Annotated in this window: 13 protein-coding genes; 8 read left to right on the top strand and 5 right to left on the bottom strand. The window is 74.7% G+C overall.

Annotated elements, in window-relative coordinates; all coding sequences use genetic code 11:
- Window positions 1-138 precede the first annotated feature (138 nt).
- On the top strand, window positions 139-1,581 hold the full coding sequence (locus BLU95_RS45180; RefSeq protein ID WP_093861527.1) for a C40 family peptidase: 1,443 nt from the start codon (window positions 139-141) through the stop codon (window positions 1,579-1,581).
- A gap of 163 nt (window positions 1,582-1,744) precedes the next feature.
- On the opposite strand, the gene BLU95_RS21940 is transcribed toward BLU95_RS45180, so the two are convergent.
- Window positions 1,745-2,272: an SMI1/KNR4 family protein gene (locus BLU95_RS21940; RefSeq protein WP_093861528.1), complete on the bottom strand. Its 528-nt coding sequence runs from the start codon at window positions 2,270-2,272 to the stop codon at window positions 1,745-1,747.
- A 229-nt stretch (window positions 2,273-2,501) separates the two neighbouring features.
- On the opposite strand from BLU95_RS21940, the gene BLU95_RS21945 reads away from it, so the two are divergent.
- Window positions 2,502-3,815, top strand: a complete 1,314-nt coding sequence (locus tag BLU95_RS21945) for a GNAT family N-acetyltransferase (protein WP_093861529.1) — start codon at window positions 2,502-2,504, stop codon at window positions 3,813-3,815.
- Window positions 3,816-3,926: 111 nt separating this feature from the next.
- Here the strand turns inward: BLU95_RS21945 and BLU95_RS21950 are convergent, their stop codons facing one another.
- Entirely contained in the window at window positions 3,927-4,787 is an 861-nt protein-coding gene (locus tag BLU95_RS21950; RefSeq protein ID WP_231977730.1) for a TetR/AcrR family transcriptional regulator, read from the bottom strand.
- Window positions 4,788-4,984: 197 nt separating this feature from the next.
- On the opposite strand from BLU95_RS21950, the gene BLU95_RS21955 reads away from it, so the two are divergent.
- Window positions 4,985-5,527 (top strand): GNAT family N-acetyltransferase, encoded by a 543-nt coding sequence (locus tag BLU95_RS21955; protein ID WP_231977731.1) that lies wholly within the window; start codon window positions 4,985-4,987, stop codon window positions 5,525-5,527.
- Window positions 5,528-5,721: 194 nt separating this feature from the next.
- On the opposite strand, the gene BLU95_RS21960 is transcribed toward BLU95_RS21955, so the two are convergent.
- Window positions 5,722-7,014 carry an MFS transporter gene (locus BLU95_RS21960; protein WP_231977732.1) on the bottom strand — a complete coding sequence of 431 codons (1,293 nt, stop codon included), beginning with the start codon at window positions 7,012-7,014 and terminating at the stop codon, window positions 5,722-5,724.
- 165 nt (window positions 7,015-7,179) lie between these two features.
- On the opposite strand from BLU95_RS21960, the gene BLU95_RS21965 reads away from it, so the two are divergent.
- Window positions 7,180-8,145: a LysR family transcriptional regulator gene (locus BLU95_RS21965; protein WP_093861531.1), complete on the top strand. Its 966-nt coding sequence runs from the start codon at window positions 7,180-7,182 to the stop codon at window positions 8,143-8,145.
- A gap of 245 nt (window positions 8,146-8,390) precedes the next feature.
- On the opposite strand, the gene BLU95_RS21970 is transcribed toward BLU95_RS21965, so the two are convergent.
- Window positions 8,391-9,017, bottom strand: a complete 627-nt coding sequence (locus BLU95_RS21970) for a YceI family protein (RefSeq protein WP_093861532.1) — start codon at window positions 9,015-9,017, stop codon at window positions 8,391-8,393.
- 234 nt (window positions 9,018-9,251) lie between these two features.
- On the opposite strand from BLU95_RS21970, the gene BLU95_RS21975 reads away from it, so the two are divergent.
- From BLU95_RS21975 to BLU95_RS21990, 4 genes are all read left to right on the top strand, one after another.
- Entirely contained in the window at window positions 9,252-10,430 is a 1,179-nt protein-coding gene (locus BLU95_RS21975) for a DNA polymerase III subunit beta family protein (protein ID WP_093861533.1), read from the top strand.
- A 148-nt stretch (window positions 10,431-10,578) separates the two neighbouring features.
- On the top strand, window positions 10,579-11,088 hold the full coding sequence (locus tag BLU95_RS21980; protein ID WP_093861534.1) for a helix-turn-helix domain-containing protein: 510 nt from the start codon (window positions 10,579-10,581) through the stop codon (window positions 11,086-11,088).
- Between the two features lie 20 nt (window positions 11,089-11,108).
- Window positions 11,109-11,639 carry a hypothetical protein gene (locus BLU95_RS21985; RefSeq protein WP_093861535.1) on the top strand — a complete coding sequence of 177 codons (531 nt, stop codon included), beginning with the start codon at window positions 11,109-11,111 and terminating at the stop codon, window positions 11,637-11,639.
- A 138-nt stretch (window positions 11,640-11,777) separates the two neighbouring features.
- Entirely contained in the window at window positions 11,778-12,131 is a 354-nt protein-coding gene (locus BLU95_RS21990; protein WP_093861536.1) for a DUF2516 family protein, read from the top strand.
- Window positions 12,132-12,301: 170 nt separating this feature from the next.
- On the opposite strand, the gene BLU95_RS21995 is transcribed toward BLU95_RS21990, so the two are convergent.
- Window positions 12,302-13,873 (bottom strand): PP2C family protein-serine/threonine phosphatase, encoded by a 1,572-nt coding sequence (locus BLU95_RS21995; protein WP_093861537.1) that lies wholly within the window; start codon window positions 13,871-13,873, stop codon window positions 12,302-12,304.
- Window positions 13,874-13,992: the final 119 nt, after the last annotated feature.

Here is a 13,992-nt window from a genome sequence, read left to right on the forward strand (position 1 = left end):
ACCGGCGCGGGCGGGCGACGGTCCGGCGATCCGTCGGAGCCGTTCGGCCCCCGCCGTCCCCGGTCCCGTCGCCGCGCCGCCCGCACCGCGGTGCGGGCGGCGCGGCCGCTCCCTCGTGACCGTACGAAGGGATGAATCGTGGCGCGCGGATTCCTGCCGACCCTCCTGTTGTCCCTCACCGCCCTGCTCGGGCTGCTTCCGGCCGCGGCGGCCGCCCCGGTGGAGCCGGGCGGGGCCAGCACGGCCGCCGAACCGCCGGGGGGCGGCGTTCCGGCCGGGCCCGGTTCCGCCGGTGGGCCCGGTTCCGCAGACGGGCCCGGTTCCGCCGGTGCTCCGGCGGAGCAGGCCTATCCCTCCGCCGAGGAGATCGACCGGTCCCGGGCCGAGGCCGACGCCACGGCCGGCTCGGTCGCCGTCATCGAGGCGGGCCTCACCGCCGCCAGGGCCGAACTCGACACCGCCGCCCGGACCGCCGAACAGGCCGTCGAGGCCCACAACGGCGCCCAGCTGGCCCTCACCCGGGCCAGGGCCGAGGAGTCCGCCGCCGCGGACCGGTCGGCGGCCGCCGAGGCGGAACGGTCCGCCGCCGCCGAGGACGCCGCGGCACTGGCCGCCGAGACGTACCGGCAGGGCACCAGCGCCGAGCTCTCCGCGATCAACGCCCTGCTCGGCGCACGCGGCCCGCGCGAGGCGGGGGACCGGGCCGCCGTGGTCGGGGTCGCCAGCGACCGTTCCCGGCAGATCCTCGACGCGGCCGTCTCCACGGCCGCCGGCGCCGCCCGGGCCGTCGCCGCCGCGCGCACCGCGGCCGAGGCCGCCGAACGGGCCGCCGCCGCGGTGGGCGCCGCCAGGGAACGGGCCGAGGCCAGGCTGACGGACCAGCAGAACCAGGTCGCGGCGACCGGCCTGAAACGCGAACGGCTGCTCGCGGAGCTGGCGGCCGCCCGCCACACCACGGTCGAACTGGAACGCCAACGGCGCGAGGCGCTGGAGGCCATCGCGGCCCGGGAGGCCGAGGCGGCGGCGCGCGCGGCGGCCGAGAAGGCCGCCGCCGAACGCGAGGCGGCGGAACGGGCCGCGGCCGAGCTGGCCGCGGCGGAGAAGGCGGCCGCCGAACGGGCCGCCGCCGCGGCCGCCGCCGCTTCGGCCGCTGCCGCCTCCCCCGCGAAGACCGGCCCGGCCGCGGCCGCACCCCCGGCCGGACGGCCCTGGTCCGCGGAGAACGCGGCCTCCGCCGTGGCCTTCGCCCGCGCCAGGATCGGCCTGCCCTACATCTGGGGCGGCGAGGGCCCGGTCGGCTACGACTGCTCCGGGCTGACCATGATGGCCTGGCGCGAGGGCGGCAAGCGGCTCAACCACTTCGCCGCCGACCAGTACGCGCAGTCCACCCCGGTCACCTACCGCCAGCTCCGCCCCGGCGACCTGGTCTTCTGGAGCGCCACCGGCCGGGCCGCCGACATCCACCACGTCGGCCTCTACATCGGCGACGACCAGATGATCGAGGCCCCCCGCGCCGGGATGCCGATCAAGCAGGCCAGCCTCTGGATCATGGGCACCCCGGACTTCTACGCCCGTCCCTGACCGGCCGCGCGGGTGGAGCGCGGACTCCCCGGTCCGCCTCGTGCTTCCCCGCGGCGGCCGCGCCCGTGTTCCGCGCCCGCAGGACCGGTGGAACGGCGGACGGGCAGTCCGACGGCAGCGTCCGCCGATTCCCGCGGCGGTCCGGGAGCAGTCCCGGTCGGGGCTAGCGACAGAGCGCCATGATCCTGTCGTCGAAGTCGGGGAACTCCCGGGACGCCGCCTCGATGACGGCGCCGGGCGACTGCCGCCGATCGGGGGCGAAGCGCTCCGCGACGGCCGTCAGCTGCTGGTCGGGACTCGGGCTCCAGTCGGGCTGGTAGAGGGTGGCCGCCTCCCAGGGGCCGAAGCCGCCGGCGAGCAGCCACAGGAAGTCGCCCAGGTCGCGTGCCAGTACGGCGGTCTCGCCCTCGGAGCCGAGGAAGACGACGGGTTGGTCGACGAGCGGGCGACCCGGGCGGACCAGCCAGAACGCCGCGTATCCACCCGTGCCGTCCTGGCCGAACACGCGGAAGTCGTCACCGCTCGAGTCCGTGTTGCCGGTCCAGGCCCGGAACCAGTCGGTGGTGTCCTCGGCGGAACGGAAGGCCGGGAAGGGCTCGAAGTCGATCCCCCTGCCGTCGTCGTGGTCGAAGGGGACCGCCAGTGCGGCGGCGAGCGCGGCGGGGAACCGGCGATCACTGGTCTGCGTCACGCCGAGAGGCTAGCGGCCACCACCGTCATCGACGTCGGCTCGTCCCGGTCGGACGGGGTGTCAGGCTCCCCGGTCGGCCGTGGTGCCGGCCACCCGGGCCGATGTTCCGGGGACGCCGGGGTGTCCCGCTCCAGGATCCTCCCGGGCCCGGCCCGGGGGCCGACCGGGCGAGCGTGGGCCCCGGAATAAATCGGATGCCGTTGCCGAAACCCCGCCGTACGGTGGGCGAATGGGCAACGAGACGAACGGCGGGTCCGGAGGGCCGGGTGGCGGCCGACCGGGGGAGCGGGCGGACGCGGCGGACGGGATCGAGATCCGCGCGATCGGGCAGGACGAGGTGGAGGCGTGGGACCGGGCACTGGCCCTGGGCTTCCTGCGCTCGCACGTGGGCCGGGCGACCGAGTTCCGCCGCCGGCAGTGGGAGCCGGACCGGATGGTCGGTGCGGTGGACGACGGCCGGTTCGTGGCCACCTTCCGCAGCTTCGACACCGAGCTGACCGTCCCCGGCGGCGCGGTCGTCACGGCCGACGCGATCACCGCCGTCACCGTGACCGCCACCCACCGGCGGCGCGGCCTGCTCCGCCGGATGATGACCGGGGACCTCGAGGCCGCCCGGGATCGTGGCGCCGCGGTCGCGATCCTGATCGCCGCCGAGTACAACATCTACGGCCGTTACGGCTTCGGCCCTGCGACCCGGGGCCACGGCTGGAACATCGACCTGCTCCGGGCCGGCGGCCTGCGGGACGGCCTGCCGACCGTGCCCGGCGGGCGGATCGACCTCGTCGAGATGGCGGAGCTGCGCAAGATCGGTCCCGAGCTGTTCGACCGCTGGCGGGTCACCCAGGCGGGTGCGATCGCCCGCGACGAGGTGACCTGGCAGCGGGCGACCGGTGAGATCGAGGTGCCGGGCTTCGACTGGAAGGAGCCGTTCGCGGCCGTCCACCGCGCCGCCGACGGCACCCCGACCGGTCTGGCCGTCTACCGGATCGACGACAACTGGGACGGCTCCTACCCCAACTGCACGCTCACCCTCACCGACCTGTTCGCCCTCGACCGGGCCTCGGCCACCGAGCTCTGGCGGTTCGTCCTCTCGATCGACTGGGTCCGCAAGGTCGTGGTCGAGAACGTCGGTCCGGACGACCCGCTGCCGCTGCTGCTGAACGACCCGCGGGCCGCGACGCCGCACGAGGACAACGCGGACTTCATGTGGCTGCGGGTGCTCGACATCGAGGCGGCGTTCAACGCCCGGACGTACGGCGCGGCCGGCCGTACGGTGCTGGAGGTCGACGACCCGGCGGGCTACGTCGCGGGCCGCTGGGCGTTCGAGGTCGCCGCCGACGGCACCGGTCGCTGCGTCCGGACGGCCGACGAGCCCGATCTGGCGCTGGACGCCTCGGCGCTGGGCGCGATCTACCTGGGTGGCGAGACGCTGCCGAGGCTCGCCCTGGCCGGGCGGGTCACCGAGCTGCGCCCCGGTGCGGCGGCGGCCGCGGACCTGCTGTTCCGCACCCCGCTGGCGGCCTGGAACATCGACGGATTCTGATCGGGCCGCACGGTCCGGACCGGCCGGCCCGCTTTCCGCGGGCCGGCCGTTCTGCTGCGGGCGGCGATTCTGCTTCGGGGGCCCGTTCTGTCGCGTGCCGTTTTCTTCGCGCTATTTGACGGCGGTCTTCCCGATGGTGGGAAGAATGAAGTCCTGGATGAGCCCCTTGGCGTCACGGACGATCGGCCGGAACACCCGATAGCGCGAGAGGTTGATCACCCGGGCCGCCATGGGGGTGGACCGGCGGACGAATTCCCTGGTCCGCTCGGTGTCCTCGGTGCGGTCGAAGACCCAGTAGAGGACGACGACCATGAGGTGCAGCCAGAGCACGTCGGGCAGCAGCTCGACCAGTTCGGCGTCCAGCTTCGGTGCCAGGTCAGAGCCTTGAAGGACGTCGCGGAACAGGGCGACCGCGGTGGCCCGGGCCGGGTGCGACTCGTTGGAGAACGGGCTCAGGGCACTGGTGGGGTCGGCCGCCGTCCGGAAGAACTGCGCGGCGAACTCGTGGTACGGGGCCGCCGTGTCCAGCCAGGAGACCAGGGCGATTTCCAGGCGCTCGGCGAAGTCCCGGGTATCGGCCATGCGCTTTCTCGCGTCCGCCGCATGGTCGTACGTCATCCGGTCGTAGAAACCCTGAATGAGAAATTCTTTCGCCGAAAAATAGTAATAAGCATTTCCGACCGAAACGCCGGCCTCGGCGGCGATGGCGCGCATGGTGGTCTTCTCGTAACCGCGTTCCTGGAAGAGCCGCATCGCGGTCTCCAGGATCAGGGCCCGGGTCTGCTCGCTCTTGTCCGTCTTCGGCCGGGCGCGACTGCCACGTGTCTCGGCGGCCGGTGCGGCGGCCGGTGCGGCCGGCTCCGAGGGAGTGTCGTCGGGGTGCTCCGCGCCGCCGGCGGTGCCGCCGGTGCCGGTGCCGCCGGTGCCGTCGTTCGTCGCGCTCGGGCCGTTCGTCGCTGCCAGGTCGTCCACGGCCCCGAGCCTAGCCCGATCGGCCGAGTCCCAGGCGGTGTCGGCGCGGACGGCACCGGATGCCCCCTCCGCATCCGGTGCCGACACGCGCGCCGTCCTCCGTGGACTCTCGGCGAGCCTCTTCGAACGCGTTCAAAAGCATGCCATGACTTCGACCGGGGCTTGAACGCGTTCAGGCCGGATGAGAGGCTCGTTGCGTGATCACCACCATCCGCCGGGGGAACGCCCGGGACGCCGAGGACGTCGCCGCCCTGCACGCCGCCAGCTGGTGCAGCGCGTACGCCGGCATCGTCCCCGACAGCGCCCTCGGTGACGGGCTGGCGGACGAGCGGCACGAGATCTGGGAACTGCGGCTGAGTGTCGACTACGGCGCCCCGGAGGCGACCCCCGAACTGCTGATCGCCGAACAGGCGGGCACCACCGTGGGATTCGCCTACCTGGTCCCGATGCCGGACGGCCGGGTGCTGCTCGACAACCTGCACGTCCGCCCCGGGCTGACCGGCTCCGGGATCGGCGGCGAGCTGCTGGACGCCGCCCGCGCCCACGTGACCCGACAGCACCCCGGGGCCGACCTCTACCTGGAGGTGCTGCAGGCCAACACCCGCGCGATCGCCTTCTACGAGCGCGCCGGCGGCCGGCGCACCGCGGCCGGTCAGGGCGTCTTCCCCGGCGGTCACACGCTGCCCGAGTACGAGTACACCTGGTCGGCCGTCGCGCCGGCCGGTCGGTCGCGGTCGTAGACCGTCACCGGCACCCCCGTTCCGTCGGTCGGGCCCGCACCAGGGGCTCCACCGGCTCCCAGCGCCCGCCCGCTTCCGACACCGGTGCGCCCTCTCGGCTCGGGGCGGGGTGCGGACATGCGGGACCACCACCCCCTTGCCCAGGGGTGCCGCGGCATCGCCCCGGACGTACTCGACGGTGCTCGCCGCCGTCGTCATGATCGCAAGCTGGCCGGTGGCACCGACAGTGGGCCGGAAGCCGTTCCGGCCGGAGGCCGCGGCCCCGCGCCCAGGTGGCGGCGGCCCGCGAGGGCGATCAGCAGGGCGAGCGCCGCCGCTCCCGCCGGGATCCAGTACCCCGCGCCGGGCCCGGCGTGTTCGGCGAGTGCGCCCGCCAGCGCCGAGCCGGTCGATATGCCGATCATGATCCCGGACACCGCGATCGCCATCGCCTCGTTCAACTGCCGCTGGGGCAGCTGCTCCTGGATCAGCGTCATGCCGGTGACCATGGTCGGTGCGGTGCCCGTGCCGGCCGCGAACAGGGCCGCCCCGAGCAGTGCGAGTCCCGCGCCGCCCAGCCCGGCGGCGAGCGGCAGCAGCAGGAGCCCCGCCATCGCCGCCAGGCCCCGCAGGAAGCGGGCACCCGCGGAGCGGGTCGGCCGCAGGGTGCCGAACACCAGCCCCGCCGCACACGACCCGGCCGCCACCAGGGCCAGCAGTCCGCCCGCGACCGGGCGGTGCCCCAGCGCGTCCGCGTACGCGACGGTGGTCAGATCGAGCGCGCCGAAGACCATGCCGGTGCTGAGGAAGGTCAGGGCGAGCACCCGGAGCGCCGGCACCCGCAGCGGCGAGCGCGGCCCGGCCGCGGCATCGGTGGCAGCGGCGTCGGTGGCAGCGGCGTCGGGACGGTCCGCCGGCGGCGGTTCGGTCCGCCGCTGGGCCGCGAAGAGCAGCGCGCCGACGGTGCCGACCCCGCCGGCGGTGAGCATCCCGGCCTCCGGGGCGACCGTCGTGCACAGGACCATGCCGAGCACCGGTCCGGCCATGAAGCAGAGCTCGTCCAGGGCCTGTTCGAGGGAGTTGGCGAGGTGCCGGTCCTCCGGCGCGTCACGGAGCAGGTGCGCCCAGCGGGCCCGCGCCATACCGCCGAGGTTCGGCACCGCGGACCCGGCCGCCCAGCAGAGGTGGAGCGTCCAGTCGGGTGCGCCGAGGCGGACGCAGAGCAGCAGTCCGCACAGCGGCACCAGGTTGTACAGCACCGCCGGAACGGTGATCCGGGCCTGCCCGAACCGGTCGACGAGCCGGCCGATCAGCGGCATGCCGATCGCCACGGCGACCAGTCCGGCCGCGGCGACGGTGCCCGCGAGCGCGTAGGAGCCGCGACGTTCGGCGATCAGCACCACCAGCGAGACGCCGGTCATCGACATCGACAGCCGGGCGAGCAGCCCGGCCAGGGTGAAGGCGACGGTGCCGGGCCGGGTGAACAGGCGTCGGTAGGGGGCGAACACGGGACTCCGCGGGACAGAGGGGGAGGGAAGGGCTCCAGCCTCGGGCCGCCGGTGGTTCGCGGTCCAACACCTGTTCCGCCGCATCAACAACAAAGTGATGTCGGTACCGGGCGGGTGGGCTCCGACGGCAAGGATCGCCCGGCCGGGCGTTGCTAGCCTGCCGCCATGCCCCACGACCTGCATCCCCGCCTGCTGCGCGGCTTCGTCGCCACCGCCGAGACGCTGCACTTCGGCCGCGCCGCGGAGCGGCTGCACGTGGCCCAGCAGGCGCTCAGCCGTGATGTCAGGACGCTGGAGCGGCTGCTCGGCGACACCCTGTTCCTCCGTACCACCCGCAGTGTCGAACTCACCACCGCCGGGCACGGTCTGCTGCCCAAGGCCCGCCGACTGCTGGCCCTGCACGACGAGATCCTGGCCGGTGTCGCGCACCGGCCACTGCTGCTCGACCTCAACAGCGACGTCACCGGGCCGGACCTCACCAGCGACCGGCTGCTCCAACGGGCCCGCGCCGCTTGGCCGGAGGGCGAAATGCTGGCCCGCTTCCACGGCGGTCTGGCGGCCGCGGCCACCGAACTGCTCGCCCATCGGCTGGACGTGTCGTTCGGCCGCTACGCGGGACTGCCCGCCGAGGCGCGGGCCCGGCTCGCGCAGCGCCCGGTCCGGCTGGAGGCGGTCTCGGTGATGATGGCGGCCGGCCATCCGCTGGCCGGTCGGCCGGCCCTGCGGCTCGCCGAACTGGCCGGGCACCCGGTGGACATCTGCGCGGGCAATCCGGCGACCACCGAGTGGGCCGACCTCGGCCGGCGGCTGCTGGACGAGCACGGTCTGGACGCGGCGCCCCCGCGGGTCCCGCCGGTGGGGGTGGACGAGACGGCCCGCTACCTGACCCGGCACGGCGACCCGATGCTGACCACCGTCGGCGGCCCGGCACTGCCGGGCTCGGTGAACGTGCCGCTGGTCGATCCGGTCCCGCTCAGCCTGGTGAGCCTGGTGCACCGCCCGGACCTGCGGCATCCCGGACTGACCGCACTGCTGACCGCGGCGGCCGAACTCGGCGGGCGCGAGGGCTGGTTGCGCCGCCCGGCGGGCAGTTGGCTGCCGTCGCCGGACGCCGCGCTGCTGGCGGTCTAGCCGGGGCTGTCCTTCCGGCCGTCGTTCCGGTCGGAACCACCGGAGCGGGAACTGCCGGACCGGGGATCGCCGGAACAGGAATCACCGTGCCGCGACGGGTTGTTGTGGCGGTACGCGACTCCACCCCTGCCGATCGGGGGTCGGCAGGGGTGGAGTCGGGTGCGGGCGGACGGGCGGACGGCCGGGGGCCGTCGCGCGCGCCCGCACGACCGGGGGTGCGGGGCCCGCAGGCGAGGTCGGCCGGGTCAGGCCGCCTTCACGGCGGAGATGTCGAAGGTGAGCTTGACCTTCTCGCCGATCAGCACGCCGCCGGTCTCCAGCGCGGCGTTGTAGGTCAGGCCCCAGTCGGTGCGGTCCAGGACGGCCTTGCCCTCGAAGCCGACCCGGTCGGCACCGTAGGCGTCGACGGCGTGGCCGGTGAAGTCGAGGTCCAGGGTGATCGGGCGGGTGACGTCCTTGATGGTGAGCTCGCCGCTCATCCGGTAGGACTCGTCGCCCACGCGCTCGGCGGCGGTGCTGCGGAAGCGCATCTCCGGGAAGGTCTCGGCCGCGAAGAAGTCGCTGGTGCGCAGGTGCTCGTCGCGCTGGGCCTGGTTGGTGTCGATGCTCGCGACCTTGATCACCAGATCGGCGCGCGAGTCGGTCGGGGTGGTGCCGTCCAGGTGCAGCTTGCCCTCGTACTCGGTGAAGCGGCCCTTGACGTTGGTGACCATCGCGTGGCGGACGGCGAAGCCGATCTCGCTGTGGGTGGTGTCGATGGTCCAGTCGCCGGTCAGGTGTCCGAGCCCGAGGTCCTGGCCGGCCGGGTTCTCGGCGACGGCGACGGCGGTGGTCGCGGTGTCGGTGGTCTTGGTGCGGTTGAACAGGCCCATGGCTCCTCCTCGGGTTCGAAGCCATTTGTTTAGGCTTCAACTTGATGGCTCCACTGTAGACCCGACTGGTTCAAAGTTCAACCACCTGCTCCGGGAATCTCGTGGCGTGTCGGACGGGGCCCGGTTCGCGTCCCCCGTCACCGCCCGCCCGGCCCCGGTGGCCGGCGGTATCGTCGGGCCGGTCCGGCGGTCCCGCTTGACCCTCGACCCGGTCGAGGCCCCAGAGTCCCCGGCATGGAGAGCGACCTGCGCAGCATCGGCGAGCTGGCCCGCGACAGCGGTCTGAGCATCAGTGCCCTGCGGTTCTACGACGGTGCCGAGGTGCTCGCCCCCGCCCGTGTCGACCCGCGCACCGGCTACCGCTGGTACGCCCCCGGACAGCTCGCCGACGCCCGACTGCTCGCCCGGCTGCGCCGGGTGGGTCTGCCGCTGGCGGACATCCGGGCCGTGCTCGGCGCGGTGCCCGGCAGCGGTGCCGCCCGGCGGGTGGTGGACGAGCATCTGCGCCGGCTGGAGGACGGCCTCGCCGACGCGCGCCGTGAACTCTCCCTGATCCGCCGGTTGATCGACCAGAGGGAGAGCCTCATGACCACGACCCCCGCCGAGTACCGCTTCACCGTCCCCGCCGTCGGGCTGGCCGAAGCCCTGGACGCGGTCCGCTTCGCCGTCGGTGACGACCCCGGGCTGCCGGTGCTGTCCGGCGTGTTGTTCGACCTCGACGGCGGCCTGCTGCGCCTGGTCGCCACCGATCGCTATCGGATAGCCCTTGCCGAGGTGCCCGCCCGGCCGGTGGAGCCCGCGGAGTCTGCTGTGCCTGCGGAGTCTGTCGAGTCCGCCGTGCCCGCCGTGCCCGCCGACTTCGCCGAGTCCGCCGCGCCGGCCGCGTCGGCCGTCGTGCCGGTCGCGCTGGCCGATGCCGTCCGCGCGCTGCTCGGCTCCGCCGCGGGGGCGGTGGAACTGGCGCTCGGCGCCGGAACGGTGCACGTCACGGTCGGCGGCCACCGGATCGAGGGGGCCGCGCTCGACCACGACTACCCCGACTACCGGCCCCTCGTCCGGCTGGAGCCGGCCCACCGGATCGGCCTGCCCGCCGCCGAACTGCGCGCGGCGCTCGTGTCGGCCGTGACCAGCAGCCTGCCGTCCGGTCCGCACGGCGCGGCCTGCGAGGTCGCCCTGCTGACCGTCGACAGTGAGGGCCGGTTCGCCGTCGCCGCCCCTGGGGCCGATGCCGACGGGTCGGACGACATCCTCCGGGTGGCGGTCAACCGGGACTTCCTCCTGGAGGCCGTTCCGGTCGATGCCCCGGGGCAGCTGCTCCTCGAACTCGGCGGCCCGATCACCCCCCTCGCCGTCCGTACCGCCGACCGCCCCGGCACCTTCTCCGTCCTGATGCCCGTCCGCCTCCCCGCCTGACCCGGAGCGTCCCCGGTCCGACCTCGGAGCGGGTCGAGGCCGGGGCGGCGGTCGTCCCGGCCGTCCGGGGGCGCGATCCGCAGGGCGGGCGTTTGCTGGCGCTAGCACTGTGCTTGCAATTGCAAGCGCGGTGGGGCAGGGTGTTCGCATGGCCTCACTGAACGTCGGCCCGCTGGGCGAGTACATCCGCGAGCAGCGGCGCAACGCGCAGTACTCGCTGCGGCAGCTGGCGGAGGCCGCCGGCGTGTCCAACCCCTACCTCAGCCAGATCGAGCGAGGGTTGCGCAAGCCGAGCGCGGAGATCCTGCAGCAGATCGCCAAGGCGCTGCGGATCTCGGCGGAGACGCTCTACGTCCAGGCCGGAATCCTGGAGGAGCGGCGGGGTGAGGGCCTGGAACTGCGGGCCTCGATCCTGGCCGATCCGTTGATCAACGAGCAGCAGAAGCAGGCGCTGCTCGCGGTCTACGACGCCTTCCTCAAGGAGAACGCCGCCGGGCGGCCGTCCGGCGGCGGTCCGGTGAAGGCCGCGGCGACGGACCCGGCGACGGCTCCGGCGACGGAGACGGAGGCGGAGGCGGACCGACCCGCCGACGGACCTGCGGCCCCGGCCGGGGGCGTGGGCGGGAGCACGGACGAGCACCGGGGCGAGGCACCCTAAACACCACGGGAGGACCGGCCATGCCGATCACGGACGACATCAAGAAGACCCTGACCGACCCCACCCCGCTCTACGCCCTCGCCGGCGCCGGGGACCTCGCCTACGAGAAGCTGCGCGAGGTGCCGGGCCGGGTGGAGGCACTCGCGGCAGACCGCAAGGGCACCCAGGAGAAGGCCGCCGCCGCGCTGGCCGAGGCCCAGGCCCGGCTGGTCGACGCGCAGGCCAAGGTCAGCGGCTCGGTGACCGCCCTGCCGACCGACCTGAAGGTGCTGCAGGAGAAGGCGCAGAGCTTCGCCCTCCAGCAGGTCGGCCGCGCGGTCGAGCTGGCGGTCAAGGCAAAGGAGACCTACGACGAGCTGGCCGAGCGCGGCAAGGTCGCGGTGGACCGGGGCCGTGGCGCCGACGCCGCCGCCGCCGGTGCGGGCGAGGCCGTCGCCGAGCGGGTGGACGCGGAGTCCGCGGAGGCCGGTGAGCTGGTCGAGGGCGAGCTGGTCGAGGACGAGGCGCCCGTCGCCCCGAAGCGCGGCCGGGCCCGCAAGAGCGCGGAGTAGCTCGGGGCGGGCCGGGCCGGAGGCCCGGCACCCCGGGGCACGTCTGGTGCCGCCGGGCCGTTTGACCCCGTGGTGGACCGTGCGCCGTGCCAGGATGGACGGGCAGGTGTGCCGCAGCGAGACGCAGAGGAGGCCGTGATGGGCGGAGTGGCCCAGATTCTGATCCTGGACTACTTGAACCCGTTCTGGTGGCTGGCCGTCGCCATCCTGGGCTACAAGCTGTTCGCGCTGGTCGACGCCGCCACCCGCCCGGAGGACGGGTACCGGGCGGCCGACAAGAAGACCAAGGGTTTCTGGCTGGCGGTCCTCGGTGTCGCGTTCGGCCTGGACCTGCTCTTCGGGGCCAACTTCATGACCAGCTTCCTCACCCTGGGGGGCCTGGTCGCCGCGATCGTCTACGTGGTCGACGTCCGCCCGGCGATCCGGGCGCTCACCGATCGCGGCGGCGGCCGGGGCGACCAGCGCAACATGGGGCCGTACGGGCCCTGGTAGGCCGTACCGGCCCCGGTGTCGGGTCCTGACAGCAGGCAGTGCCGAGCCCCGGTCGTCCGGCGGGTCCACCCGCCCGGACACCGGGGCTCCGTGCTGCCTGCTCGCGGCCGTCCTGCTCGCGGCCGTCCTGCTCCCGGCCGGCCGCCCTCGTGCCGTCCGGCTGCCGGCCGTCAGCCCAGGATCAGCTGCGCCGGGTTGCGCTCCAGCAGCAGCACCGCGACGTCGTCCGTCAGGGCGCCGCCGTTCAGCTCCTCGACCTCGGCGATCGCGCTGTCGACCAGCCGCCCCCGGGTGAGCCCGGCGGACTGGTGGTCGCCGATCAGCTCGGCCAGGCCGTCCTGACCGAGCCGGCGCGAACCGGCGCCGATCCGGCCCTCGATCAGCCCGTCCGTGTAGAGCAGCAGCCGCCAGCCGCGGCGCAGCTCGAAGGTGTGCGACGGCCAGACGGCCTGGCCGTCGTCGCAGGGGAGCAGCCCGAGGGCGGGGCCGGCGTGTTCGGCGGGGAGCCCGATCGGGGTGTGGTCCTCGCCGAGCAGCAGCGGCGGGGGATGGCCGGCGAGGTAGAGCCGGGCCCGTTCGACGGACCCGGGGGCGCCGGCGTCGGCCGGCTCGATGATCAGCATGCAGAGCGTCGCGAAGATCTCGTCGCTGCGCCGTTCGTGCTCCAGGACGTGCTGGAGGGTGGTCAGCAGGGTCTCGCCGGTGAGGCCGGCGAAGACCAGGGTGCGCCACGCTATCCGGAGCGCCACCCCGAGCGCGGCCTCGTCGGGGCCGTGGCCGCAGACGTCGCCGATCACCACGTGGACGGTGCCGTCGTCGGTGCGGACCGCGTCGTAGAAGTCGCCGCCGAGCAGGGCGCGGCGGCGGCCGGGCCGGTAGCGGCGGGTGAAGGAGAGGTTCGCGCCGTCCAGCAGCGGGGTGGGCAGCAGATGGCGCTGGAGGCGGGCGTTCTCCTGGCCGCGCAGCTCGGCCTCGACGAGCCGGCGCTGCGACTCGTCGGCGCGCTTGCGTTCGACGGCGTACCGCAGGGCGCGGGCGAGCAGCGGGCCGTCGGTCTCGTTCTTGATCAGGAAGTCCTGGGCCCCGGCGGCCACGGCGGCCGCTCCGAGCTCGGCGCCGGCGGCGTCGGTGAGCACCACGACGGCGGTGTGCGGGGCTCGGCGGAGCAGTTCGTGCAGGCCCTCCAGGCCGTCGGACGGGTCCGAGGGGTGGGGCAGGTCGGCGGGGGCGGCGAGGTCGAGCAGGACGCAGCTGAAGTCGCCGCGGCCGTGGTCGCCGCCGCGCGACCGGCCGCGCCGGGAGCCGGAGGAGGTGGGGGCGAGGAGCCCGAAGGCCTGGTCGAGGCCGCGGGTCCAGTGGATCTCGATCGGGGCGCCGCTGTCGGCCACCGCGGCCTTGAGCAGCTGGGCGTCGGTGGCGTCGTCCTCGATGACCAGCAGCTTGAGCGGGGCGGTGGCGGGGGGAGCGGCCGGTCCGGTGGACGGCGCCGGGCCGGCGGCGGCCTTCGACCGGGGGTGGGGTATCGGCGCGGCGGCCCTGGCGGGGCGGTCCGACCGCCGGTCCGCCCGGCGTTCCGGCGGCCGGGCCGGATGCTGCCCCGGCGCCGGGGCGCGGTCGGGGGCACAGCCGTGGGCGGGTGCTTCGGGGGCGGACCGGTCCTGGGCATGCCCGGTACGGGCGCCGCCCGTGGCGCCCGGCGAGCCCGTGGCACCAGGTGCCCGCCCGTCTCCCGTTGCGGGCATCGACTGATCCTCCCTTTCCCCGAATGCGTAACGGCCGAGGTCCGTCCGCAGTGCCCGCTCGGCACCCTGCGTCGGGGAACTTCTCGCGACCATAACGTGATCTCCGGGGATTTCTCTGG

Origin of the sequence: Streptomyces sp. TLI_053 (genome assembly GCF_900105395.1) — a bacterium.
GTDB lineage: Bacteria > Actinomycetota > Actinomycetes > Streptomycetales > Streptomycetaceae > Kitasatospora.

Coding starts and splice junctions, on each gene's coding strand:
- BLU95_RS21945 (WP_093861529.1), top strand. CDS start 2,502: ATGGGCAACGAGACGAACGGCGGGTCCGGAGGGCCGGGTGGCGGCCGA.
- BLU95_RS21965 (WP_093861531.1), top strand. CDS start 7,180: ATGCCCCACGACCTGCATCCCCGCCTGCTGCGCGGCTTCGTCGCCACC.
- BLU95_RS21970 (WP_093861532.1), bottom strand. CDS start 9,017: ATGGGCCTGTTCAACCGCACCAAGACCACCGACACCGCGACCACCGCC.
- BLU95_RS21975 (WP_093861533.1), top strand. CDS start 9,252: ATGGAGAGCGACCTGCGCAGCATCGGCGAGCTGGCCCGCGACAGCGGT.
- BLU95_RS21980 (WP_093861534.1), top strand. CDS start 10,579: ATGGCCTCACTGAACGTCGGCCCGCTGGGCGAGTACATCCGCGAGCAG.
- BLU95_RS21985 (WP_093861535.1), top strand. CDS start 11,109: ATGCCGATCACGGACGACATCAAGAAGACCCTGACCGACCCCACCCCG.
- BLU95_RS21990 (WP_093861536.1), top strand. CDS start 11,778: ATGGGCGGAGTGGCCCAGATTCTGATCCTGGACTACTTGAACCCGTTC.
- BLU95_RS21995 (WP_093861537.1), bottom strand. CDS start 13,873: ATGCCCGCAACGGGAGACGGGCGGGCACCTGGTGCCACGGGCTCGCCG.